At 73.6% G+C, this 23513-nt stretch carries 24 protein-coding genes; 15 read left to right on the top strand and 9 right to left on the bottom strand.

Going from position 1 to position 23513, the window contains the following annotated elements; genetic code table 11:
- Positions 1 to 101: 101 nt before the first annotated feature.
- From Dfulv_RS10620 to Dfulv_RS10590, 7 genes are all read left to right on the top strand, one after another.
- Positions 102 to 1235 (top strand): inositol-3-phosphate synthase, encoded by a 1134-nt coding sequence (locus tag Dfulv_RS10620; protein WP_259862575.1) that lies wholly within the window; start codon positions 102 to 104, stop codon positions 1233 to 1235.
- Positions 1232 to 2092, top strand: coding sequence for an SCO3242 family prenyltransferase (locus tag Dfulv_RS10615; RefSeq protein WP_259862572.1), 861 nt, complete (start codon positions 1232 to 1234; stop codon positions 2090 to 2092). Before Dfulv_RS10620 ends, Dfulv_RS10615 begins: the two co-directional genes overlap by 4 nt.
- Positions 2093 to 2255: 163 nt before the next feature.
- Complete coding sequence (locus Dfulv_RS10610) at positions 2256 to 3122, top strand: sugar phosphate isomerase/epimerase family protein (protein WP_259862570.1); 867 nt, start codon at positions 2256 to 2258, stop codon at positions 3120 to 3122.
- A complete protein-coding gene (locus tag Dfulv_RS10605) occupies positions 3119 to 3727 on the top strand; it encodes an EboA domain-containing protein (RefSeq protein ID WP_259862568.1) in 609 nt (202 codons plus the stop codon). Before Dfulv_RS10610 ends, Dfulv_RS10605 begins: the two co-directional genes overlap by 4 nt.
- Positions 3728 to 4579, top strand: coding sequence for a TatD family hydrolase (locus Dfulv_RS10600; RefSeq protein ID WP_259862567.1), 852 nt, complete (start codon positions 3728 to 3730; stop codon positions 4577 to 4579).
- The gene (eboE, locus tag Dfulv_RS10595; RefSeq protein ID WP_259862566.1) at positions 4579 to 5733 is read left to right on the top strand and encodes a metabolite traffic protein EboE; all 1155 of its coding nucleotides are present in this window, start codon (positions 4579 to 4581) and stop codon (positions 5731 to 5733) included. Before Dfulv_RS10600 ends, eboE begins: the two co-directional genes overlap by 1 nt.
- Complete coding sequence (locus Dfulv_RS10590) at positions 5730 to 7115, top strand: alkaline phosphatase family protein (RefSeq protein WP_259862565.1); 1386 nt, start codon at positions 5730 to 5732, stop codon at positions 7113 to 7115. The genes eboE and Dfulv_RS10590 overlap by 4 nt, the downstream gene beginning before the upstream one ends.
- A gap of 96 nt (positions 7116 to 7211) precedes the next feature.
- Here Dfulv_RS10590 and Dfulv_RS10585 read toward each other — a convergent pair whose 3' ends face one another.
- The 4 genes from Dfulv_RS10585 to Dfulv_RS10570 form a co-directional block, all read right to left on the bottom strand.
- A complete protein-coding gene (locus Dfulv_RS10585) occupies positions 7212 to 9977 on the bottom strand; it encodes an ATP-binding protein (protein WP_259862564.1) in 2766 nt (921 codons plus the stop codon).
- Between the two features lie 463 nt (positions 9978 to 10440).
- Positions 10441 to 10575 carry a hypothetical protein gene (locus Dfulv_RS10580; protein ID WP_259862563.1) on the bottom strand — a complete coding sequence of 45 codons (135 nt, stop codon included), beginning with the start codon at positions 10573 to 10575 and terminating at the stop codon, positions 10441 to 10443.
- Between the two features lie 247 nt (positions 10576 to 10822).
- Positions 10823 to 11590 carry a DUF72 domain-containing protein gene (locus Dfulv_RS10575; protein WP_259862562.1) on the bottom strand — a complete coding sequence of 256 codons (768 nt, stop codon included), beginning with the start codon at positions 11588 to 11590 and terminating at the stop codon, positions 10823 to 10825.
- A gap of 30 nt (positions 11591 to 11620) precedes the next feature.
- On the bottom strand, positions 11621 to 12628 hold the full coding sequence (locus Dfulv_RS10570; protein ID WP_259862561.1) for a Kelch repeat-containing protein: 1008 nt from the start codon (positions 12626 to 12628) through the stop codon (positions 11621 to 11623).
- 268 nt (positions 12629 to 12896) lie between these two features.
- Between Dfulv_RS10570 and Dfulv_RS10565 the strand changes: the two genes are divergently transcribed.
- Entirely contained in the window at positions 12897 to 13355 is a 459-nt protein-coding gene (locus Dfulv_RS10565; RefSeq protein WP_259862559.1) for a MarR family winged helix-turn-helix transcriptional regulator, read from the top strand.
- A 281-nt stretch (positions 13356 to 13636) separates the two neighbouring features.
- Complete coding sequence (locus Dfulv_RS10560) at positions 13637 to 15028, top strand: serine/threonine-protein kinase (protein WP_259862557.1); 1392 nt, start codon at positions 13637 to 13639, stop codon at positions 15026 to 15028.
- 96 nt (positions 15029 to 15124) lie between these two features.
- On the opposite strand, the gene Dfulv_RS10555 is transcribed toward Dfulv_RS10560, so the two are convergent.
- Genes Dfulv_RS10555 through Dfulv_RS10545 form a run of 3 tightly spaced genes read right to left on the bottom strand, consistent with a single transcriptional unit; the run spans position 15125 to position 17798 of the window.
- Positions 15125 to 15883 carry a sugar phosphate isomerase/epimerase family protein gene (locus Dfulv_RS10555; RefSeq protein WP_259867595.1) on the bottom strand — a complete coding sequence of 253 codons (759 nt, stop codon included), beginning with the start codon at positions 15881 to 15883 and terminating at the stop codon, positions 15125 to 15127.
- Positions 15884 to 15930: 47 nt separating this feature from the next.
- Positions 15931 to 17034, bottom strand: coding sequence for a Gfo/Idh/MocA family protein (locus tag Dfulv_RS10550; protein ID WP_259867593.1), 1104 nt, complete (start codon positions 17032 to 17034; stop codon positions 15931 to 15933).
- 59 nt (positions 17035 to 17093) lie between these two features.
- Entirely contained in the window at positions 17094 to 17798 is a 705-nt protein-coding gene (locus tag Dfulv_RS10545) for a cupin domain-containing protein (protein ID WP_259862555.1), read from the bottom strand.
- 80 nt (positions 17799 to 17878) lie between these two features.
- Here Dfulv_RS10545 and Dfulv_RS10540 point away from each other — a divergent pair, with 80 nt between their 5' ends.
- Positions 17879 to 18895: a LacI family DNA-binding transcriptional regulator gene (locus Dfulv_RS10540; RefSeq protein WP_259862553.1), complete on the top strand. Its 1017-nt coding sequence runs from the start codon at positions 17879 to 17881 to the stop codon at positions 18893 to 18895.
- Here Dfulv_RS10540 and Dfulv_RS10535 read toward each other — a convergent pair.
- Positions 18877 to 19599: an isocitrate lyase/PEP mutase family protein gene (locus tag Dfulv_RS10535; RefSeq protein WP_259862551.1), complete on the bottom strand. Its 723-nt coding sequence runs from the start codon at positions 19597 to 19599 to the stop codon at positions 18877 to 18879. The genes Dfulv_RS10540 and Dfulv_RS10535 overlap by 19 nt on opposite strands.
- Positions 19596 to 20255, bottom strand: coding sequence for a hypothetical protein (locus Dfulv_RS10530; protein ID WP_259862550.1), 660 nt, complete (start codon positions 20253 to 20255; stop codon positions 19596 to 19598). The genes Dfulv_RS10535 and Dfulv_RS10530 overlap by 4 nt, the downstream gene beginning before the upstream one ends.
- A gap of 65 nt (positions 20256 to 20320) precedes the next feature.
- Here Dfulv_RS10530 and Dfulv_RS10525 point away from each other — a divergent pair, with 65 nt between their 5' ends.
- Genes Dfulv_RS10525 through Dfulv_RS10505 form a run of 5 tightly spaced genes read left to right on the top strand, consistent with a single transcriptional unit; the run spans position 20321 to position 23510 of the window.
- A complete protein-coding gene (locus Dfulv_RS10525) occupies positions 20321 to 21022 on the top strand; it encodes an ArsR/SmtB family transcription factor (RefSeq protein WP_259862547.1) in 702 nt (233 codons plus the stop codon).
- A gap of 53 nt (positions 21023 to 21075) precedes the next feature.
- Positions 21076 to 21261 (top strand): hypothetical protein, encoded by a 186-nt coding sequence (locus Dfulv_RS10520; RefSeq protein WP_259862546.1) that lies wholly within the window; start codon positions 21076 to 21078, stop codon positions 21259 to 21261.
- A 12-nt stretch (positions 21262 to 21273) separates the two neighbouring features.
- Complete coding sequence (locus Dfulv_RS10515; protein WP_259862544.1) at positions 21274 to 22038, top strand: crotonase/enoyl-CoA hydratase family protein; 765 nt, start codon at positions 21274 to 21276, stop codon at positions 22036 to 22038.
- Between the two features lie 4 nt (positions 22039 to 22042).
- Positions 22043 to 22978, top strand: a complete 936-nt coding sequence (locus Dfulv_RS10510; RefSeq protein ID WP_259862542.1) for a threonine/serine dehydratase — start codon at positions 22043 to 22045, stop codon at positions 22976 to 22978.
- Complete coding sequence (locus tag Dfulv_RS10505; RefSeq protein ID WP_259862540.1) at positions 22965 to 23510, top strand: QsdR family transcriptional regulator; 546 nt, start codon at positions 22965 to 22967, stop codon at positions 23508 to 23510. The genes Dfulv_RS10510 and Dfulv_RS10505 overlap by 14 nt, the downstream gene beginning before the upstream one ends.
- Positions 23511 to 23513: the final 3 nt, after the last annotated feature.

The following is a 23513-nucleotide window of genomic DNA, read 5'->3' as shown; positions in this document are numbered from 1 at the left end:
TGCCTCTGGCGGAAGCGGAATATGGGTTCTACGCTGCAACTCCAGCGACAATCGGCGATGTCGCACGAAAGATCGTCACACCGATCCGTTGAGGAGGCCCCGTGCATACGGGTGTGTGGCTGGTCGGCGCGCGCGGCTCCGTCGCCGTCACCAGCATCGTCGGCGCTGCGGCACTGCGCGCCGGGCTGACCGAGCCGATCGGATGCGTCACCGAGCACCCCGCGGTGCGTTCCGGGGCGCTGCCGCCCTACACCGACCTGGTGTTCGGCGGCCACGACATCGCCACGACGAGCCTGGTCAAGAGGGCCGAGGCGCTCGCCGTCGCCGGGGTCGTCCCCGCCCGGCTCGTCGATACGCTCCACCATGAACTGACGGCGGTGGACGAGGACATCCGCCCGCTGCCGCACGCCACCACCCAGGCCGACGCCGCCGCCGCGATGACCGCCGATATCGCGGAGTTCCGGCGCCGGCACGGGCTCGAGCGTGTGGTGGTGCTCAACGTCGCCTCGACCGAGGCGGCGCCCGAGCCGCATCCGGCACACGACAGCCTCGGCGCGCTCCGCGCGCAGTTGCAGACCCCGGATGCGGTACTGCCGGCGAGCTCGCTCGCCGCGTACGCCGCGTTCGAGGCCGGGTGCGCGTTCGTCGACTTCACGCCGTCGACCGGCGCCCGGCTGCCCGCGCTGCACGAGCTGGCCGTCGAGCGCGGCCTGCCGTACGGCGGCCACGACGGCAAGACCGGCGAGACGCTGCTCAAGTCGGTGCTGGCACCGATGTTCGCCATGCGGCACCTCCAGGTGCGCTCGTGGTCGGGCATCAACCTGCTGGGCGGCGGCGACGGGGCGACCCTCGCCGAGCCCGCCGCCAACGCCGCGAAGTCGGCGAGCAAGCAGCGGGTGCTCAGCGAGACGCTGGGGTACCAGCCCGACGGCCACACCCGGATCGAGTTCGTGCCGGACATCGGGGACTTCAAGACCGCGTGGGACCTGGTGACGTTCGCCGGGTTCCTGGGCACGCCGATGCGGATGGAGTTCACCTGGCACGGCTGCGACTCCGCGCTGGCCGCCCCGCTCGTGCTCGACCTGGCCAGGCTCGCCGCCGCGGCGCACCGGGCCGGGCGGAGCGGGCCGCTGACCGAGCTGGCCTTCTTCTTCAAGGACCCGCTCGGCGACGTCGACCACTCCCTCGCCGCGCAGTTCGTGGCCCTCGCCGAGTTCGCCAGGACCCTGGGATGAGGCCGAACTGGCGGGACCTCGCCGAACTGGTCCGGGCGCCGGCCGCACTCTCCGTCCCCGGTGACGTCGTCGCCGGCGCCGCCGCGGCGGGGCGGCTCGGCCCGCGCACGGCCGGGCTGGCGGGCTCCTCGGTCCTGCTGTACTGGGCGGGCATGGCCGCCAACGACTGGGCCGACCGCGAGCTCGACGCCGTCGAACGGCCCGAGCGCCCGATCCCGTCCGGCCGGATCACGCCGGGCACCGCGCTCGGTGTCGCCGCCGGGCTGACCGCCGCCGGGGTCGCCGTGGCCGGGCTCGCCGGCGGGCGCAAGGCGCTCGCGATCGCGGTGCCGCTGGCGGGCGCCGTCTGGGCGTACGATCTCAAACTCAAGAACACGCCGGCCGGCCCCGCGGCGATGGCGACCTGCCGGGCACTCGACGTGCTGCTCGGCGCCTCCGGCGGCCGGCTGCGCAAGGCGATGGCGCCGGCGGCGACGGTCTTCGCGCACACGTACACCGTGACCGCCCTCTCCCGGGCCGAGGTGCACGGCGCCTCGCCGGAGCTGCCGGCCGCCACTCTCGTCGGGACCGCCGTGGTGGCCGCCTCCGCCGCGGTGAGCCGCAACCGGGGCTGGCGGGCGCTGGTGCCGGCGGGGCTCGTCGCCTGGTACGCCCGCCGGTACGGCGAACCGCAGCTACGGGCGTTCGACAAGCCCAGCCCGGAGAACGTCCGCGCCTCCGTCGGCGCCGGCATCCTCAACCTGCCGACGCTGCAGGGCGCGCTCACCGCCCGGGCCGGGTCCCCGGTCGCCGGCGTCGCCGTGGCCGCGGCCGCTCCCCTGGCCCGGCAGCTCTCAAAGCGTCTGTCGCCGACATGAGCGGTCCGGAGCGAAGCGGAGGGGCCGCTCATCATGAGCACAGGGTGGAGCTCAGGCGGCCGGAGCGCAGCGGAGGACGCATGAGCGGTCCGGAGCGAAGCGGAGGGGCCGCTCATCATGAGCACAGGTCAAGGTCAGGCGGCCGGAGCGAAGCGGAGGACGCATGAGCGGGGGGCTTCGGTTCGGGTACGGGACCAACGGGTTCAGCAACCACCGGCTGGACGACGCCCTGGCCGTGATCGCCGGCCTCGGGTACACCGGGGTGGCCCTCACGCTGGACCACCACCACCTCGACCCGTTCGACGCGCAGCTGCACCGGCACGTGCGGGCCGTCGCCAACCGGCTCGCCGGCCTCGGCCTCGGCGTTGTCATCGAGACCGGCGCGCGGTTCCTGCTCGACCCGTGGCGCAAACACGCCCCGACGCTGCTCGACGACGAGCCCGACCTGCGGCTGGAGTTCCTGCGCCGGGCGGTGCGGATCGGGGCCGACCTCGGCGCCGAGGCGGTCAGCTTCTGGGCCGGGGTCAAGCCGGCCGCGCTGCCGCCGGAGGTGGCCTGGCGGCGGCTCGTGACCGGCTGCGCCGAGGTTCTCGCGGCCGCGGAGGGCGCGGAGATGATGCTCGGCTTCGAGCCGGAGCCGGGGATGCTGGTCGAGTCGATCGACGACTGGGAGCGGCTGCGGGCCGACCTCGGCGCGCCGGTCCGCTTCGGACTGACCCTCGACATCGGCCACTGTCAGTGCCTGGAGCCGATTCCCGTCGCCGACTGCGTGCGCCGGGTCGCCGGGCAGCTGGTCAACGTCCAGATCGACGACATGCGCCGCGGCGTGCACGAACACCTCGAGTTCGGCACCGGCGAGATCGACTTCCCGGCTGTCCTGCGCGCGCTGACCGAATCCGACTACGGCGGCCTCGTCGCCGTGGAACTCCCCCGCCACAGCCACGCCGCACCGAGCGTGGCCCGCGACTCGCTGGCGTTCCTGCGCGCCGCCGAGCAGCGGTCCCTGGACCGATTTCAGGAGGTGCCATGAGTCCCCAGCCCTTCTACGACGCGCTGGCCGCCGACCTCACCGACACGGTGTGGCTCGACACGGCGCTGGAGACCGTGTCCCGCCAGCCGTCCGCCATCGCCCGCCTCTTCCCCGCCGCCGGCCGGCAGTGCGGGCGCTGGGCGCTGACCCGCCTGCCCGGCTGGACCGTTGACGACGCCGCCCGTGTGCTGCTGCTGACCCACCTGCCGGCCGCCGGGCTCGCGGCCGAGCTGGAGCCGCTGTACCGGTTCGGTGACGCCGCCGAGAAGCGGGCCGTGCTGCGCGCCCTGCCGCTGCTGGACCTCGACGCGGCCGTCGTCACGCCGCTGCTGCTCGACGCCCTGCGGACCAACGACACCCGGCTCGTGGCCGCCGCCCTCGGTCCCGCCGCCCGGCACCTGCCCGACACCGCCTGGCGGCAGGGGGTGCTCAAGGCCGTGTTCATGGGCCTGCCGCTGGCCGACGTCGCCGACCTCGACGGGCGCGCCGACGGCGAGCTGGCGACGATGCTCGCCGGGCTCGTCGAGGAGCGCACCGCCGCCGGGCGCACCATGGCCGCCGACGCCACCGAACTGCTGCACCGCCTGCAGGAGAGGGTCTCGTAAATGCGCATCTTCGACCCCCACATCCACATGACGTCCCGCACCACCGACGACTACGAGCGAATGGCCGCCGCCGGGGTCCAGGCGCTCGTCGAGCCGGCGTTCTGGCTGGGCCAGCCGCGCACCAACGTGGGCTCGTTCACCGACTACTTCGACTCACTGGTCGGCTGGGAGCCGTTCCGGGCCAGCCAGTTCGGCATCCGCCACCACTGCACGATCGCGCTCAACCCGAAGGAGGCCAACGACCCGCGCTGCCGCGAGGTGCTCGGTGTCCTCCCGCGGTACCTGGAGAAGGACGGGGTCGTCGCGGTCGGCGAGATCGGCTACGACTCGATGACCCCCGAGGAGGACGAGGTGTTCGCCGCGCAGCTCGCCCTGGCGGTCGCCCACGACCTGCCGGCGCTGGTGCACACCCCGCACCGGGACAAGGCCCGCGGCACCGAGCGCACCCTCGACGTGGTCAAGGAGTCCGGCATCGACCCGGGCCGGGTCGCCGTCGACCACCTCAACGAGGTGACGGTCGGGAAGGTCGCCGGGAGCGGCTGCTGGATGGGGTTCTCCATCTACCCGGACACGAAGATGACCGCCGAACGGATGGTGGGGATTCTTCGCGAGTACGGCCTGGAGCGGATGCTCGTGAACTCCGCCGCCGACTGGGGACGTTCCGACCCGCTGCTCACACTGCGTACCGGCGAGGCCATGCTGGCGGCCGGGTTCTCCGCCGACGACGTCGACAAGGTGCTGTGGCGCAACCCGGTCGAGTTCTACGGCCAGTCGAAGCGCCTCGACCTGTCCGACGTCGAGGGCACGGAGGCGACGTTCGAGGGCAACTCGATCCTGCGCGGCGGCTCCTGATGCGGCTGCGGCACCCCGACGGCCAGGTCGTGCACCTGGCCTACGGGACCAATGTCCACCCCGCCGAGGACGTGGCCGGGATCATCGGCCAGCTCGACACCTACGCCGCCCGGATGCGTGACCGGCTCGGCGCCGACGTGCTCGGCCTGGGGCTGTGGCTGGGCGTCGACGTGGCCACCGAACTGGCCGGCGACCCGGCGCTGCGCCGGCGGCTGCGGCGGGAGCTCGACGTGCGCGGGCTGGAGGTGGTGACGCTCAACGGGTTCCCGTACCGCGCGTTCCACGCGCCGGTCGTGAAGCGGAAGGTGTACCTGCCGGACTGGGCCGAGCCGGCCCGCCTGCGGTACACCCTCGATCTGGCGCGCATCCTCGTCGACCTGCTGCCCGACGACGCGGCCCGGGGCTCGATCTCGACGCTCCCGCTGGGCTGGCGGGAGCCGTGGGACAGCGCCCACGTCGCCCGGGTGTGCCGCGCCCTCGACGCGCTCGCGGGCGGGCTGGCGGGGCTGGAGGCACTCACCGGTCGTACGATCCGGGTCGCCTTCGAACCGGAACCCGGCTGCGTCATCGAGAACACGATGCAGGCCACGGTCCATCTGTCCACTGTGGACCCGACGTGGCTCGGCGTCTGTGTCGACCTCGCGCACCTCGCGTGCGCGTGGGAGGACCCGGTCGCCGCCGTCCAGCGCCTCGCCCGCGCCGGGCTGCCGGTGGTGAAGATCCAGGTGTCCGCGGCGCTGGAGGTCGCCGACCCGGCCGCCGACGCCGCCGTCCTCGCCCACTACGTCGAGCCGAAGTTCATGCACCAGACGCGCTCGGCGGGCTGCCGGGCCTCCTTCGACGACCTCGACGAGGCCCTGGCGAGCGGCGCCGACGGGCCGTGGCGGGTGCACTACCACGTGCCGCTGCACGCCGAGCCCGAGCCGCCGCTGCGGGCCACCACCGGCGTGCTGCGGGCCGGCCTCGGCGCGCTGGTCGGCGGGCCGGTCGCCGTGTGCGACCACCTGGAGGTCGAGACGTACACCTGGGGCGTCCTCCCGCACTCGCAGCGCCCCGACAGCCCGGAGGCGCTCGCCGACGGGATGGCCGCCGAGCTCGCCTACGCCCGGGACACCCTGCAGGATCTCGGGCTGAAGACGTTGGAGTCACGATGAGCAAACCCCTCCTGGTCCTCGACGTCGTCGGGTTGACCCCGCGCCTGCTGCCGTACATGCCCCAGCTGTCGAAGGTCGGGCCGTGTGTTCCGCTGGAGCCCGTACTGCCGGCGGTGACGTGCTCGGTGCAGTCGACGTTCCTGACCGGCGAGATGCCGTCGGAGCACGGGATCGTCGGCAACGGCTGGTACTTCCGGGATCTCGGCGAGATCTTCCTGTGGCGGCAGCACAACGCGCTGGTGGGCGGCGACAAGCTGTGGCACGCCGCGCGCCGGGCGCAGCCCGGGTACACGGTGGCCAACGTCTGCTGGTGGTACGCGATGGGCGCCGACGTCGACTGGACCGTCACGCCCCGGCCGATCTACTACGCCGACGGCCGCAAGGAGCCCGACTGCTACACCTACCCCCCGTCGCTGCACGACGAGCTGACCCACAGGCTCGGCGAGTTTCCGCTGTTCACGTACTGGGGGCCGGGCGCCGGGCTGCCGTCGTCGGAGTGGATCGCCAAGGCCGCGCAGCAGATCATGGCCGACAAGTCGCCCGACCTCACGCTCGTCTACCTGCCGCACCTCGACTACGACCTGCAGCGCTTCGGCCCGTCGTCACGCCAGGCGGCCGACGCCGCGGCCGCCCTCGACGGGGTGATCGCGCCGCTGCTCGACGCCGCCCGTTCCAGGGGTGCGACGATCGTCGCGCTGTCGGAGTACGGCATCACCGACGCCCGCCGCCCCGTCGACGTCAACCGCCTGCTGCGCTCGGAGGGCCTGCTCAACGTCTACACGCAGGACGGCATGGAGTACCTCGACCCGTGGACGTCCCGCGCGTTCGCCGTCGCCGACCACCAGGTGGCGCACGTCTACGTCCGCGACGAGGCCGACCTGCCGGCGGTGCAGAAGCTGTGCGCCGGCCTGTCCGGCGTCGGCGAGGTCCTCGACGAGGCCGGGAAGCAGCGGTACGGCCTGAACCACGACCGCGCCGGGGACCTCGTCCTGCTCGCCGAGCCCGACGCCTGGTTCACCTACTACTACTGGCTCGACGACGCCCGACGCCCCGACTTCGCGCAACTGGTAGAGATCCACCGCAAGCCCGGCTACGACCCGGCCGAGCTGTTCTTCGACCCGGTGAACCCGGGCGCGGCCAAGGCGCGGGCCGGGCTGGCGCTGGCCCGCAAGAAGCTCGGCATGCGGTACCTCATGAGCGTCGTCGGCCTCGACGCCGGGGCGAAGGCGGTGCGCGGCTCGCACGGTCTCCTGCCGTCCGCTGTGGAGGACGGCCCGGTGTGGCTGTGCGACGATCCGCAGCTCGAGCTGGAGTCGGTGAAGGCCACGGACGTCAAGGCGTTGCTGCTCCACCTGGCCGGCCTGCAACCCCGTTCGCGTTGATGCCGCCCGGGGCCACGCGCCAGGTGTAGGCGGTGAACGGGCCGGTCAGCTCGACGTCGGCGCCGCGCGGAGGACACGGCTCAACAGCCGGACCGGTCATGCCGGTTCGCGGGACCGGACCCAGGCCGCGATCTGGGTGCGCGACTCGAGGTTGAGCTTGCTCAGGATGTTGGAGACGTGGACGGCGGCGGTGCGCGGGGAGATGTACAGGCGGCGCGCCAGCTCCGCGTTGGTGAGGCCCTCGGCCAGCAGCGTGGCGACCTCCCGCTCGCGCGGGGTCAGGGCCTGGTCGCCGGCGCCGGCCGGGGCTGGAGCGGCCAGGCCCAGCCGGCCGCGCAGCGCCGTCAGCTCGGCCACCCGCCAGCCGGCCCAGCGGGCCAGCAGCGGCTCGGCGGCACGGACGTGCTCGCGGGCCTCCTCCAGATGGCCGGCCGCGAGCAGGCACCGGGCGGCGCCGAGGTGGCCGCTGCCGCGCTGTGCCGGCAGGAGCATCGACGGCTCGGCGACCGCCGCGCGGTACAGCCGCAGCGCCTCGCTGTGGTCGCCGGAGGCCTCGGCGAGCTGCCCGTCGGCCAGCCAGCGCCACGCGTCGTCGAACAGCGGGTCGTCGATGGCCTCCGCGACCGGCCGCAACTCGTCGACGGTGAGGCCCGCGGCGAGGCCGGCGGAGATGAGGTCGTGGGCGAAGTCGCGGCCGGTGACACCGACGGCGCCGACCGCGTCGAGGACCGTGCGCAGGTGCCCGCGGGCCTGGTCGGGCCGGCCGAGCTTGCACGCGAGATGGAACTGCAGGCCGGGCACCGAGACCTGGGTGAGCATCGTGTAGACGTCGGAGGACTGCTCGACGAGGCCGCGGACGACGGTCTCGGCCTTGTCCAGCTCACCCGACTCCAGCAGCAGCCCGGCGAAGAACACGCCGTGGTAGTCGCTGCCGTTGCGGGTGCGCAGCAGGCCCCGGTCCCGCCGGCGCGCGGACTCCAGCTCGGCGAGGGCCGCGCCGAGGTTGCCCTCCTGGACCGCGAGGCGGGCCCGGCCCTGGAAGTACGCGGCGCCGGCGAGCGACTCGAAGCCGGCCCGCTCGGCGAAGGTCCGCATCCGCTCCAGCGCCGCCGCCCAGTCGGCCGGGCCGCCGGGCAGGAGGTTGTACAGGTTGTTGAGCGCGCGGGCGGCCAGCAGCCACTCGCCGGCCTGCTCCGCCTCCTGGGCCGCCTCGTTGAGCAGCTTGATCCCGTCGTCGACGCCGGCGGCCACGTTGACCAGCGCGGAGCCCTTCTCCAGCTTGCCGGCCACCCACACCGCGGGCAGGCCGAGCTTCTCGCCGAGCGCGATGGCCTTGTCGGCCCACGCGACGGCCTGCTCGGTGTCGTCGTGGAGCATGTACGCCTGGGCGATCGCCGCGAACGCATGCGCCTTCGCCGGAACGTCGCCGAGCGGCTCGATCTCGGCGCGCAGCGCAGCGACGCGCTGCTGCATGCTGCCGCTGCTGCCGACCTCCCAGCTGAGCCGGAGCAGCAGCCGCAGCGCGTCGGCACGCTCCTCGCGGGTGGCGGCGGTGTCGAACCAGCGGCGGCCGAGCTCCTGCGCGTCGTCGAGAAGGCCGGCCAGCCAGGCGGCGCGAGCGCCTTGGGAGAGCAGCTCGACGTCGTCGGGCAGCTCGTCGAGGCCCATCTCGGCGAGCTGCAACGCCTGATACGGCGAGCCCATCCTGAGGTAGACGTGCATGCCGCGGCGGGCCGCCTCCACCATGTCGAGATATCGACCGGCGCCCCTGGCGTGGTGCGCCACCAGCGCGTAGTCCCTGCTGCCGGTGGAGAGCAGCGTCTCCAGGGCCAGCTCGTGGAGGCGGCGGCGCTGCCGGCCGAGCATCTCGTCGACGAGGGCCTCGCGGGTCAGGGCGTGCCGGAAGCTGAACTCGTCGTCGCCGGTCTCCACCATGAGGCCCCGGCGCACGAGGTCACGCAGGGCGTCGATCAGCTCGTTCTCATCGTGGCCGGTCACCGCCGCGAGCAGGTCGAAGGGGACCTTGCGGCCGAGGACGGCGGCAGCCTCGACGATGCGCAGCTCCCCGGTGTCGAGGTCGTCGAGCTGGCGGCGCAGCGCCTCCGCGACGTTCCACGGCAGCGGCCGGTCGCAGAGCGTGTCGAGGTTGGCCTCGCCGTTGGCCTTGAGCAGCTCTTCCAGGAAGAACGGGTTGCCACCGGTGCGGTTGTGCAGCGACAGCGCCGTCCGGTAGGTCGGCGGGCGGCCGGTCGCCGACTTCAGGAACATCGACGTGTCGGCCAGGCTGAGCCGCTCCAGGCGCACGTTGGTCACCGTATACCGCCGCTCGAGCCGGGTCAGCAGGTCGGCGAGCGGGTGCCGCCGGGTGACCTCGTCGGGACGATACGTGCCGACGAGCAGGCGGCCACCGCCCAGGTCGGCGATCCGCTCGAACAGCGCCACGCTCTCCGAGTCGGCCCAGTGCAGGTCCTCGAAGACGACGATCGACGGGCCGGGCGTCGTCAGCAGCCGCACGATCTCCAGACCCGCCTGGATGCGGTCGATCATCGACCGGGACGCGTCGGTGACGGTGCGCAGCAGTTCCGGGTCGAGGCCGCCGGAGCGGTGACAGCTGTCGATGGCGTCGAGCAGCACCTCGAACGGCCGGCTGAGCGTGCCGGGATCGGCCTGGCCGTCGAGGACCGGGAGCGTGTCGGGAAGTCCCGCGATCAGCTCCTGGACCAGCCGGCTCTTGCCGATGCCCGGCTCGCCGCCGAGCATGGCGATGGACGGCTCGGACCCGTCGACGAGCCGGCGCAGTCTGCGCAGTTCGTCGTCGCGGCCGACCATCACCTGGCTCATTCCGCTACGGCTGGCCCGCACGCCACCAGCCTACCGGCGGGAGGCCGGTGTACTGGCTGTGACGGTCGCGACCTGCGCCACCAGGGCCGGCGCTCGTCGCCCGCGGCACGCCGGGCGCGGGTCTCGAGGCCGAGCAGGCCCTGCTGGCGGTGCTGCAGCTGGCTGTACAGGAAGGCCGGGTGCATCATCGTGAACTCCCTCGTCGGTGGTGTCTCCAATACTCGCGAAGTAAGGAGTCGTTGCCATCAGCACCTGTTACGTATCTTGGGCCCGGCGGCCATCTAGTCATGCCGCCGCGGGTCTAGCCCCGCAGACAAGACAGCCCCGGTGCGGCGGGCGCGACCACCTGGAGGGGCGGTGTCCGCGCCCGCGCACCGGGGCTGTGATCCCCCGTGTTGCGGTTGCTGCGGTGTTGCGGGTGTTGTTACGGTCAGATCCGATCGGTCCGGGTCGGGCCGGCCCATGCCGCGGGCGCCACGCCCTGTCAGGCGGGCAGGCCCGTGCGGCGGGCTCGACGGCGCAGCCGCACGTGGCTTGACCAGTGCCTGGCCTCGTCGAGCAGGTGCAGCTGCCGCTGACGGACCAGCTCGTTGAGGATGACCGGGTGGTTGACGTTCATCTCGGGGCTCCTCTCAACCTTGTGGAACCATCCTCGCCCCGTAAGGCCCGCTATCCATCGGTACCTCTTACGTATTCGCGAAACGGGGGACATACGTAGTCGGGGAGCCGGGCGTCTACGTATGTCTAGACGCGCCTGATCAGTCGCGCCGGTCGCGCTTCATGAGGCGGTGGCGCTGCCAGACGAGCAGCGCGAGGACGGCGACGACCACGGCCACCCAGCACAGTTTGCCGATCATCGGCAGAGCCTACGACCAACTCGGGACGTGCCGCGGGGCGCGTGCCACCGGCAGGCCACGGCGCTCGGCCGACCGGGCGAGCGCCACCGCGTCGGCGACCGCCGCGCAGCCGGAGTCGTTGTTGCAGTAGACGTACGAGGTGTGCCGCGGGAACGCCTCCGCGAGACGGGCGGTCCACGTGTCGAGGGCGGCGCGGCCGTAACGGGGCCGGGGACTGGCACGGCCCTCATGGAGGCGCAGGTAGCCCCAGTCGGCCGTGCGCCACAGCGGGGTGACCGGGCGGCCCTTGCGATCGGCCCAGCACAGCGCGGCGTTGTGGGATCGGAGCACCTGCCGCACCTCGCCGATCCACCACGACTCGTGTCGCGGCTCGACGGCCACCCGCGTGTCCCGGGGGAAGGCGGCGAGCGTGGCGTCCAGCGCCTCCGGGTCGGCCCGCAGGTTCGGCGGCAGCTGCAACAGGACCGGCCCGAGCTTGCCGCCGAGCGCGGCGGCCCGGTCCATGAGCCGCTCGACGGGCTCCCTCGGTTCGCGCAGCCGCTTCACGTGCGTCAGGAACCGGCTGGCCTTCACCGCGACGGTGAAGTCGGGGGGTGTTCGGTCGCGCCAGTCCTCGAACGTCGAACGCTCCGGCAGCCGGTAGAAGGCGTTGTTGACCTCCACGGTGGCGAACCGCGCCGCGTAGTGTTCCAGCCACGCCCGCTGCGGCACGTCCCGCGGGTAGAACCGCCCCCGCCAGTCCTTGTACTGCCACCCGGACGTGCCGACGAGCATCATGTACTGCGGAATTCCCGCCGGCGGGTGGCGCTAACCCGCCGGGCAGGGACCGAGCGGGCTCAGGTCGATCGACTCCGTCGTCGGCGCCACGTGCAGGCCGGGTTGCGGGCCGCCCGGCAGCGTGTAGAGCACCGGGCCCACCGTCACCACGCCCAGGCCGTGGCGCGGGTTGGGCATCGGCGGCAGGGCGTGCCACGAGCCGGTGGCCGGGTCGAACGCCTCCACCTCGGGAAACGTGTGCTGTCCCTCGCCGCCCACGGCCACCACCCAGCCATGGCAGGTGGCCGCGGCGGCCAGCCCGCCGCGCGCCGTCGGCAGGTCGGGCCGCTTCGTCCAGGTGCCGGTCGCCGGGTCGTACGACTCCACCGCGGCGAGGTTGCCGCCCGCCGCGGTCCGGCCGGCGACCGTCCAGAGCAGGCCGCCCGCCGCAGCGCCGCCGAGGTGTTCGCGCTTCGTCGGCGGGCCGGGCGCGGTGCGCCAGGTGCCGGCACGGGTGTCGTAGACGAGCATCGTCCCCGCGAGCGTGTCCTTGCCGGGGCCGATGCCGGCGGCGACGTAGACGAGCGGTCCGATGGCGGCGGCAGCGCCGGCCGCGCGCCCCTCCGGCAGGTCCGCGACGGACTGCCAGCGGGCGTCGGACGGGCCGAGGCGGAAGGCGGCGGCGCTCGGGCTGCCGTCGGCGAGGTAGCCGCCGAAGACGTAGACGGTGCCGTCGACGGCGGCCGCCATGGCGTGGTTGACGCCGAGCGGCAGCGGCGGCCCGGCGGACCAGGCCGAGGTGGCCGTGTCGAAGATCTCGACGGTGGTGAGGGTGCCGCCGTCGGCCTGGTAACCGCCGGCGACCACGACGCGGGTCCCGGTGACCGCGACGGCGACCTCGGTGCGGGACGAAGGGGCGTCCGGCAGGCGGTTCCACGTCACACCCGGCAACGGCGATGTATCAGGAGCCGGTGGGGCGGGCTCTCGTTCGGTGGAACAGGCAGCGGAGCAGCCCATGACCCCGAGGAGCAGCGCGGCCGTGAACAGCCGGGAACGCATGCCGACCAGTCTTTCAGGGACCACGACAAGGTTCAATGGATCCCAGCATGCCTCGGATAGACGACATATCTGGCGGACAAAAGCGGAGAATTGGCCGATATCGGGCTACGGAGCGCGTCCGAGGAATCGCTCAGTGTGATGACGGGACAACGCATCAGGCACGTTCCCGATATTCTGTGCGTTCGATGTGGGACCGGAGGGGGGCCGCCCATATGGGCAGGAAAGGTGACGGATCGGTCCGCGCGCAACTACGTTGCGCATGGTAACCGTGGCCGCACACAGAGATACGCCGGGGCATCCGGTCGCGACCGAGGCCGTGCTGCACCTGCACCGCGCCGCAAACGCGGTGCGGCAGCACGTCGAGCAGGTAGTGCTCCGCCCCCGCCAGCTCACCTGGACCGGGTTCGTGGTGCTGCGCACCGTGTGGGCGGCCCGGCGGATGGAGACCAGACACGTCGCTGAGCACGCCGGCATCTCCAAGGCCACCCTGACCGGCGTGGTCGACACACTCTCGGGCCGCGGCCTGGTGCGCCGCGACCACCACCCCGACGACGGACGGCTCGTCGTGCTACAGCTCACGCGCAAGGGCCAGCGACTGGTCCGTGAGCTGCTGCCTGAGTCGCAGACGGCCGAGGCGTTCGCGTTGTCGTACCTCGAGCCGGCTCAGCTCGCACTCATGACCGCGGCGCTGCGCGGGCTGATCGAACACCTCGAGCGAGCGCGCTGAATTTCGGCAATGTCGGAATCGCCCGGACGGGCCGACCGCCGTCATCACGGCGCCGGTCGCTCGTTGCACCGAATATCGCCGCTGGTGTGACCTCCGGCGCGGACGATCGCCGCCGGCTGGACTACTGTCGGGGCCGCATGCACCTGCTGCTGCCCCCCACAATTGTGTCCGAACAGGCACAATGGCTGCATCCAGGGCGGTCTTTTCATCTGCCGATGAAGGGGCCAGACTGCACTTGAACTGTATCCGCAAGACGTGACGAAGACCGTGGAAGGACCCCGATGACCGAGGCGGGCCACAACGACGGAGCCGGCGAGTCCGGCACGCCGGACCTGCCACTGCGCGCTGCCGCCCCGGCACGTCGCTCGGTCGTCGGCGACCTCACCCACAACGATCCCGTCCGCATCGACGACTACCGGCTGCTCGGCCAACTCGGCGTCGGCGGCATGGGCACGGTCTACCTGGCCCAGGCGCCCGACGGCTCGCGGGTCGCGGTCAAGCTCGTCCACGCGCACCTGGCCCGCGACCCGCGGTTCCGCACCCGGTTCGCCGGCGAGGTCCGCGCCGCCCAGCGGGTCCCCGGCTTCTGCACCGCCCGGGTGCTCGACTCCGGCGTCCATGAAGAGCGGCCGTATCTCGTCACCGAATACCTCGAAGGCATCCCGCTGTCCCGGCTGGTCACCGACGACGGCCCGCTCGACCCGGCGATGCTGCACAGCGTCGCGCTCGGCGTCGCGGCCGCGCTCGCGGCGATCCACAACGTCGGGCTGGTCCACCGCGACCTCAAGCCGAGCAACCTCATGGTGACGCTCGGTGGTGTCCGGGTCATCGACTTCGGCATCGCCCGTGCGCTCGACGCGGCCAGCGACATCACCGGCACCGGCAACATCGTCGGCAGCCTCGGCTGGGCCTCGCCCGAGCAGCTGCGCGCCGAGGAGCCGACGGCGGCGATGGACATCTTCGGCTGGGGTTGCCTGGTCGCGTTCGCGGCCACGGGCCGGCACCCGTTCGGCGGCGAGGAGGCGGCCGCCCGGGCGTGGAAGATCCTGGAGGGCGAGCCCGACCTCAGCGGCATCCCCGACCCGGTCCGCGGCCTGGTCGCCGCCGCGCTGGCCCGCGACCCCGCCGACCGTCCCGACGCCCGGCAGCTGCTCCTGGGCCTCGCGATCGACGACCTCGACGCCGCCGCGACGGAGCCCGTTCAGCGGCGCTGGCTGCGGGGCACGTCGCAGATGTCGCGGCGCCGGGTGACGTCGATGGCGATCGCGGTGCCGATGGCCCTCGCCCTGGTCTTCGCGGCGGCCGAGACGACGTCCGAGCTGATGGGCGGCAACCCCGGCTCCGGCACCCACCGCGGCAGCACCAACGGCGACGAGGTCACCAGCAACCTGTCACCGCAGCCCCAGCCGCAGGTCACCGGCGGCGGTCCCGGCCAGCGCCCCAACCCGGGTGCGTCCCACACCATGATCGGCAACCCGACCAACGGCGCGCAGGAGCCGGTCCCGGCCGGCTCGGGCCCGATCACCGCGACAACTGTCGTCGTGACCACAACAACCACGACGGCCCCGGTGGGGTCGAAGAGCCCGACGCTCCAGCCGACGCCCACCGACACCACGCCGACCCCGACCGGTTCCCCGACGGCGGACCCGGGCGGCGAAGTCCCGCTCAGCTGACGCGCTCGGCGAGCGCCGGCTCGCCGGCACCGGCGCTCCGGCCGGGCCGTGACTCATGAACCGTCCGGACCGGTGATCCCCGGCGGCGGCTGTGCTTCAGAGGACGTGTTCGACGTACCGCTCGATGGTTTCCTTCAGGACCTCGCCGCCCGGGCGGGACCAGACGTCCTCGTGGAAGACCTCGACCTCGATCGGGCCCGTGTAGCCCGTCGCGTCGACCGCCTCGCGGAACCTCCGCAGCTCCACGCAGCCCGTCCCGGGCAGGCCACGGCCGAGCAGCACGCCCTCGGGCAGCGGGGTGATCCAGTCGGCGACCTGGAAGCACGCTATCCGGCCCGCCGCACCTGCCCGGGCCAGTTGCGCCCAGACCTGATCGTCCCACCACAGGTGGTACGTGTCGACGCACACACCGACGGCGGAGGACGGGTACGGCTCGGCGAGGTCGAGCGCCTGGCCCAGCGTGGCGACGACACACCGGTCGGCGGCGAACATCGGGTGCAGCGGCTCGATCGCCAGCCGCACCCCGGCCGACTGCGCGTGCGGCACCAGACGGCCCACCGCGTCACCGACGGCCCGGCGCGCGCCGTCGACGTCCCGGCTGCCCTCCGGCAGGCCGCCGCTGACCAGCACGAGGACCGGAGCGCCGAGCTCCGCGGCCTCGTCGATCGCCCGGCGGTTGTCGTCGAACCAGTCCGGGGCGTTGAAGAACCCGCCCCGGCACAGGGAGGTGACCTCGAGCCCGGCAGCGCGGGCGAGGATGGCGGTCCGCGCGACGCCGAGCTCGGCGACCTGGTCGCGCCACAGGCCGATGCCGGGCACGCCGAGCTCGGCGCAGCCGGCGATCGTCGCCTCCATCGGCCACCGTTTGGTGGTGGCCTGGTTCAGGGAGAAGCGGTCGAGGCTCACAGGTCGAGCGCCGGGATCTCGATGCGGCGGCCCTCGCGGGCGGACCGCAGGCCGAGCTCGGCGAGCTGCACGCCGCGGGCCCCGGCGGCGAAGTCCCACGGGAAGTCGGCACCGTCGCGGACGTGCCGCAGGAACGCTTCCCACTGCACCTTGAAGCCGTTGTCGTAGACCTCGTTGTCGGGCACGAGCTGCCACTGGTCGCGGAACCGCTCGGTGGCCGGCAGGTCGGGGTTCCACACCGGCTTCGGGGTCGAGCCGCGGTGCTGGACGCGGCACTCGCGCAGGCCGGCGACGGCGCTGCCGTGCGTGCCGTCGACCTGGAACTCGACGAGCTCGTCGCGGTACACGCGGACGGTCCACGAGGAGTTGATCTGCGCGACGGCGCCGCCCTCGAGCTCGAACACGCCGTAGGCGGCGTCGTCGGCGGTCGCCTCGTACGTGGCGCCCTGCTCGTCGACCCGGGTCGGGATGTGGGTGGCGATCGTGGCCTGGACCGTGCGGACCGGCGCGAAGATCTGCTCCAGCACGTAGTGCCAGTGCGGGAACATGTCGACGACGATCCCGCCGCCGTCCGCGGCGCGGTAGTTCCACGACGGGCGCTGCGCGGCCTGCCAGTCGCCCTCGAACACCCAGTACCCGAACTCGCCGCGCACGGACAGGATGCGGCCGAAGAAGCCGCCGTCGACGAGCCGCTTGAGCTTGCGCAGGCCGGGCAGGAACAGTTTGTCCTGCACCACGCCGTGCTTGACCCCGGCCGCACGGGCGGCACGGCACAGGTCGACGGCGGCGGCGGTGTCCTCGGCCAGCGGCTTCTCGGTGTAGATGTGCTTGCCGGCCTCGATCGCCGCGCGGATCGCCTTCTCCCGCTGCCGGGTCACCTGCGCGTCGAAGTAGATCTGCACGTCGGGGCGGGCCAGCGCGGCGGAGAGGTCGGTCGTCCAGTCGGTCAGGCCGTGCCGAGCGGCGATCTCCTCCAGCTTGGCCTCGCTGCGGCCGACGAGGACGGGCTCGGGCCACAGCCGCGAGCCGTCACGCAGCGGCAGGCCGCCCTCCTCCCGGATGGCGAGCAGGGAGCGGACGAGATGCTGGCGGTAGCCCATGCGGCCGGTGACACCGTTGAGGACGATGCCGACCGGAATGCGGTGCGACAAGGCGGCTCCTAAGCGAGGTGGTATGTGTCGAGCAGGCCGCACATGCCGTGCCGGCCGTGTTCGCTGGCTTCGGGCAGCACCTCGATGCCGCCGTTCACCAGGTGGCTGTGGTCGCCCTCGGCGAGGGCGTCGATCTGGCGGCCGGTCTCCTCGGCGACGCGGAGTGCCCCGTCCCGCCACCGTTTGCGCCACTCCGGCAGCTTCGGCGCGACCAGGCGCGCCGCGGCGGCGTGGAACTCGGCGAGCGCCGCCGGGCCGCCGTCGCGCAGCGCCAGGAAGCCGGTGACCGCGAGGTCCCGCCGGGCGAACGCGGGTGCGAGGCCGGTGCCCGGCGCTCCGCCGGAAGGCAGGGTGGCGGCCGCCCGGTACGCCTCGGGGTCGGCGAGCACCGAGGGCGGGAAGGTCAGCACGGCGTCACCCGCCTCGGGCAGGCCGCTGTTCTGCATGAGGACGACGATCTGCAGGCCGCCCTCGTTGACGAGCCGGTGGATCGTGCCGGGCGGGAACCACGCGACGGTGCCGGGCCGCAGCGGCGTCTCCGCGTAGCCCGAGCTTGCCAGGGTCTGCACGCGGCCCTGTCCGGCGACCACGACGTAGCTCTCGGAGCACGTCAGGTGCATGTGCGGTGTACCGCCGTGCAGCCCGTCGGGCGCCGTGGTGTCGTACACCGACAGTTTCGAAACCCCGACGGCGCCGGGCAATTGTGCGCGCATGTCCCCTCCGTGCGACAGGAAAACGCTTTCCTGAGGCTAGCCGGTACGCTGAGCACGGGTCAATGGAAGGGAGCCAGAGGATGGCGACGCTCGCCGATGTCGCCCGCCGCGCGGGTGTGTCACCGGCCACCGCTTCACGGATCATCAGCGGCAGCACCAAGCTGGTGACCGAGGAGTTGCGGGCCCGGGTGCTCCGGGCCGTCGACGAGCTGCAGTACGTGCCGAACGCCCACGCCCAGCTGCTGGCACGCGCCCAGCGCACGGCCGTCGGGGTCATCGTGCACGACGTCTCCGACCCGTACTTCGCCGAGATCACCCGCGGCCTGCAGCAGGTGGCCACGGCGAACGGCCGGCTGGTCATCATCTGCAACAGCTACCGGGATCCGGCCCGCGAGCTGGAATACGTCGAGCTGCTGCGGGCCCAGCAGGTCGCCGCCATCGTGCTGGCCGGCTCCGGCTACCACGACCCGGCGTTCACGAAGGCGTTGAAGGGCAAGCTCGCCGCTTACACCCGCACCGGTGGCCGGGTCAGCGTGATCGGCCGGCACGAGCTGCCCGGCGACGCGGTCATGCCGGCCAACGAGGAGGGCGGCTACCTGGCCGGCGTCGAGGTCTTCGGCTCGGGGCACCGCAAGGTCGGGGTCATCGCCGGGCCGAAGGTGCTCACCACGACCACCGACCGGCTCGCGGGCCTGCGCCGGGCCGCCCGCTCGCACAGCCGCACCCTGCCGGCGAAGCGGGTCGTCTACGCCGCCTTCGACCGCGACGGCGGCGCCGCGGCGACCGCACAACTGCTCGCCGAGACCCCCGACCTGACCGCGATCGTCGCCCTCAACGACTCGATGGCCGTCGGCGCGCTCAGTGTCCTGCGGGAGCGCGGGATCGCGGTGCCGGAGCAGGTGAGCATCGTCGGCTTCGACGACATGCCGATCGCCCGCGACGTCACCCCGGCGCTGACCACGGTCCGCCTGCCGCTGACCGACATGGGCGCCCGCGCGATGGCCCTGGCCCTCGACGACACCGAGGGAGCGCCCCGCATCGAGCCAGCGGCGGTGACGCTGGTCCGGCGGGCGAGCACTCAGCCGTTGACCTCCTGATAGCCGGGCAGGTCGGCGCGGACGGCGGCACCCGAGCGGACCGCCGCCGCGATGTCGGCCGTGGCGGCGAGCGCCGCACGGAAGAGCAGCGAGCCGAGGCTGATCCGCGCGACGCCGAGCCCGGCCAGGTCAGCGGTGGAGAGCCCGCCCGGCACGTAGAGGACGTTGAGCGGCAGGGGCACCGCGGCCACGACCGCCGCGATGTCGGCCGGCGCGGTGAGCCCCGGCACGAAGACCCCGTCGGCACCGGCGTCGGCGTAGTGCCGGAGCCGGCGCAGCGTCTCGGCCAGATCGCCGGTGCGCAGCCAGTGCGTGTCGGTGCGGGCGTTGACGAACAGGTCCGGCACCTCGCGCTTCACGTCCCGGATCAGCCGGGCGTGCGCGGCGGCGTCACCCATCCCGTCCTCCACGTTGACGCCCGCGCCGCCCACGGCGGCCACGGTGACGGCCAGGTCGACCGAGCCGCGCTCGAGGTCCGCGGAGACGAGACAGCCGAGCCTTTCCAGGCGGTGGACGAGCCGCACCGTGTCGGGGCCCGAGAGGTCCTCGCCGTCGGGCAGGCCGTTGCTCGCGGCGACGCCGAGGCTGGTGGTGCCGACGGCGGCGAAGCCGGCCCGTACCGACACCTTCGCCGAGGCGACGTCCCACACGTTCGGCAGGATCAGCGGGTCGCCGGGGCGGTGCAGGGCGGCGAAGGGGGTCATCGCAGCACTCCTTCCACGAGGGCGAGGGCGTGCGCCCGGCCGGGGCAGGCGCGCGGGCCGGCGCCGAACGGATCGGCGGCCAGGCTCAGCCGGACCACCTCGCCCGCCGCGACCGGCACTCCGGCCACCGTCGCCGCCGCCAGCGCCTGACGCCGGGTCGCGACGACCGGCGGGGCGTCGCGCAGGACGTCGGCGACGGGCCTGGTGCGGGCCCGCTCAATCAGCGTCGCGGTCGCATCGCACGCCTGCACCAGCAGGCCGATACGCGCCGCGGTGGGCTCGTCGTGCGCGCCGCCGAACGCGGCCACGAGCCGCTCGACGGCACCGTCGGCGGGCTCCTCGTCGCCGGTGCCGGGCTGGTAGGCGGCCGCGACGGTCCGCACGTCGTCCACAATGGACGGAGGCGCGCCGAGCACGGCGGCGAGCGTGGCCACCGGGTGGGCGGGCGGCGCGGCCGCCAGGTCCGCCGGGTCGATCCCGGCGAGCAGCCCCTCGACGAGCGCACGGCGCCGGGCGTGGACCGCGCCGGTGCTGAACCGGCTCACGGTCGCCCGCAGCCAGGCGATCCCGGTGTCGCCGGACGGCACGGGCGGGACGGCGAACGACGGGTCGGCGAGCACGGCCCGTACGACCCCTGGATCGGTGATCTCGTTCATGTCTTCCACGCTAGGAGCGCGATCGTTCGGTACCGGCCGAACCGTCGTTCCCGCAGGATGGAGTCATGAGCACCACGGCATCGGACCTGGCCGGACTCGCCACCCTGCTCGCCGACGAGACGCGGGCCGCCATGTGCCTCGCCCTGCTCGACGGGCGCGCGTGGACGGCGGGCGAGCTCGCCGCGCACGCCGGGGTCGCCCGCTCGACCGCCACCGAGCACCTGCACCGGCTGATCGACGGCGGGCTGCTCGCCGAGGAGCGCCAGGGGCGGCACCGGTACGTGCGGCTGGCCGACGCGTCGGTGGCGCACCTGCTGGAGGACCTCTCGGCCCGGCTGCGCCCGTCGGCGGCGCCGCCCCGCGGCCTGCGCGCGGCCACCGCGGCAGAGGCCCTACGGCGCGGCCGGACCTGCTACGACCACCTCGCCGGCCGCCTCGGCGTCGCCGTCACCGACGCGATGACCGCCGCCGGGCTGATCGACCAGCACCGCGGGTTCGCCGTCACCGAGGCGGGCATGGCGTGGCTGACCGGGCCGGCCGGCCTCGACCCGGCCGCCTTCGCGCAGACGAAACGGCCGATCGCCCGCGGCTGCCTGGACTGGACCGAGCGGCGCCCGCATCTCGCGGGAGTGGCCGGGGCGCGGCTGTGCGAACGGTTCATAACACTCGGCTGGGTCGTCCGGATCGGCACCGGGCGTGCGGTGCGGGTCTCCCCCGCCGGGCAGCGCGGCCTGCACGACCTGCTGGGCATCGCGGCCGTCGATTGAATTTCGGCGCGGATGGGTAGACAGCGCTCACTTCATCCCCTCAGGAGGCTGTCGTGTTCGCCGTCATCGCCGTGATGCTGTTCGCCGTCGCACTGCTGATGGACCTCTTCGGCGCGAGTGCCGGACCGGTCTTCGACGTCCCGACCCTGACGCTGGCCGGGTTCCTCTGTGTCGCCCTGCACCTCGCCGGTGCCGGCACCTGGCACACCCGCTGGGGCAGCCGGCGCCGGCGCCGGTAGACACTGGGTCGCATGGCTGTTCGCATCGAGCGCGCCGGGCCGGTCTGGACGATCGTCCTCGACCGGCCCGAGACGCGCAACGCCGTCGACCGGGCGACCGCCGAGGCCCTGGCCGCCGCGTTCCGCGCGTTCGACACCGACGACGAGGCGTCGGTCGCCGTGCTCTGGGGCGCCGGCGGCACGTTCTGCTCCGGGGCCGACCTCAAAGCGGTCGCGGCCGGTGCCGGCAACCGGGTCGAGCCGGACGGCGACGGGCCGCTCGGCCCGACCCGCATGCGTCTGGGCAAGCCGGTCGTCGCCGCCGTCGCCGGCCATGCCGTCGCGGGCGGCCTGGAGCTCGCGATCTGGTGCGACCTGCGGGTCGTCGAGGAGGACGCGGTCTTCGGGGTTTTCTGCCGGCGCTGGGGTGTCCCGCTGATCGACGGCGGCACGGTACGGCTGCCGCAGCTCGTCGGCGTCAGCCGCGCCCTCGATCTGATCCTCACCGGCCGCCCCGTCGACGCCGCCGAGGCGCACCGGATCGGCCTCGCCGACCGGGTGGTCCCCACTGGCACCGCGCGGGCCGCGGCCGAGGAGCTGGCCGCGCGGCTCGCCGCCCTGCCGCAGGCCTGCCTGCGCAACGACCGGCGGTCGGTCTACGAGGCGCTGGGCGAGCCGCTCGAGACGGCACTGGCGATCGAGCACCGCCACGGGGTGGCGTCCCTGGCCGCTGGTGCCCGCGCCGGAGCCGCCCGGTTCGCCACCGGCGAGGGCCGCCACGGTGCGCCGCTAGATTAAGAGCGTGGAAGTACCGAACCGGCACGACGTCGAGGCGGCCGCGCGGCGGATCGACGGCTACATCCGGCACACCCCGTCGTATGAGGTGTCCCCCGGCCTGTGGTTCAAGCTGGAGCTGCTGCAGCACAGCGGATCGTTCAAGGCGCGCGGCGCGTTCAACCGCATCCTGTCCGCCCGGGAGGCCGGGCAGCTGCCGGCGGCCGGGGTGGTCGCCGCCTCCGGTGGCAACGCCGGGCTCGGCGTCGCGTTCGCGGCGGCGCGGCTGGGGGTGCCGGCCGAGGTGTTCGTGCCGGTGACCACGCCGACGCCGAAGGTCGCCAAGCTGCGCGAGCTGGGTGCCGTGGTGCACCAGCACGGCCGGGAGTACGCGGAGGCGCACGCCGCCTCGACGATCCGGGTCGCGGAGACCGGCGCGCTGTTCGTGCACGCCTACGACCAGCCGGAGATCGTCGCCGGGCAGGGCACGCTCGCGCTGGAGCTGCCGAAAGCCGACACCGTGCTGGTGGCGACCGGCGGAGGCGGCCTCGTCGGCGGCATCTCGGCGGCGCTCGCCGGGCGGGCCCGGGTGGTCGCGGTCGAGCCGGTCGGCGCGCCGACGCTGCACGAGGCCCTCGCCGCCGGCCGGCCGGTGGACGTGCCGGTCGACAGCATCGCCGCCGACTCCCTCGGCGCACGGCGGATCGGCACGATCGCGTACGCACTGGCCGTACGACACGAAACGCAGAGCCTGCTGGTGACGGACGACGCGATCGTCGAGGCCCGGCGGCGGCTGTGGGACAAGTACCGGATCGTCGTCGAGCACGGCGCCGCGGCGGCGTGCGCGGCGCTCGACACCGGTGCGTACGTGCCGGCCGCGGACGAGCGGGTGGTCGTGGTGCTGTGCGGGGCGAACACCGACCCGGCGACCCTGCGGGCCGAGACGGCGCATGCCACCGGATGACGTCTTCGACGCGGCCCTGCGCCGGTTCATGGAGCAGCGCCGCGTCGACATGCGCTCGCTCGCGGCCGAGCTGGGCATCGGGCGGGCGACGCTCTACCGGCGCACCGGCAGCCGCGACCAGCTGCTCGGGCACGTCCTGTGGTACCTCACGGAGCGCAACCTCCAGCGCGCGGTCCGGCAGGCCGAGGGCCTGAGGGGCGCCGACCGGATCGTGGCGGTGATCGGCAACTTCCTCGCCGGCGTCAACGACCAGCCGAGCCTGCGCCACTTCCTCGCTACCGAGCCCGAGGCCGCGTTGCGCATCCTCACCTCGAAGCGGGGGATCGTGCAGCCCGGCGTCGTCGCGCACCTGGAGGGGCTGCTGGCCGAGGAGATCGCGGCCGGCGCGTTCGCGCCCCGGCTGGACGCGCGCACACTGGCGTTTGTGTTGGTGCGGATCGGGGAGAGCTTCCTGTACGCGGATGCGATCGCCGACGGTGAGCCCGACGTGGACCAGGCTCTCCAGGTGATCGGACGATTACTGGAGGGCTGAATC

Origin of the sequence: Dactylosporangium fulvum (genome assembly GCF_025137375.1) — a bacterium.
Classification (GTDB): Bacteria; Actinomycetota; Actinomycetes; order Mycobacteriales; family Micromonosporaceae; genus Dactylosporangium; species Dactylosporangium fulvum.
Note: the sequence above shows the minus strand (reverse complement) of the source record. Positions and strands in the feature narration are given on the sequence as shown.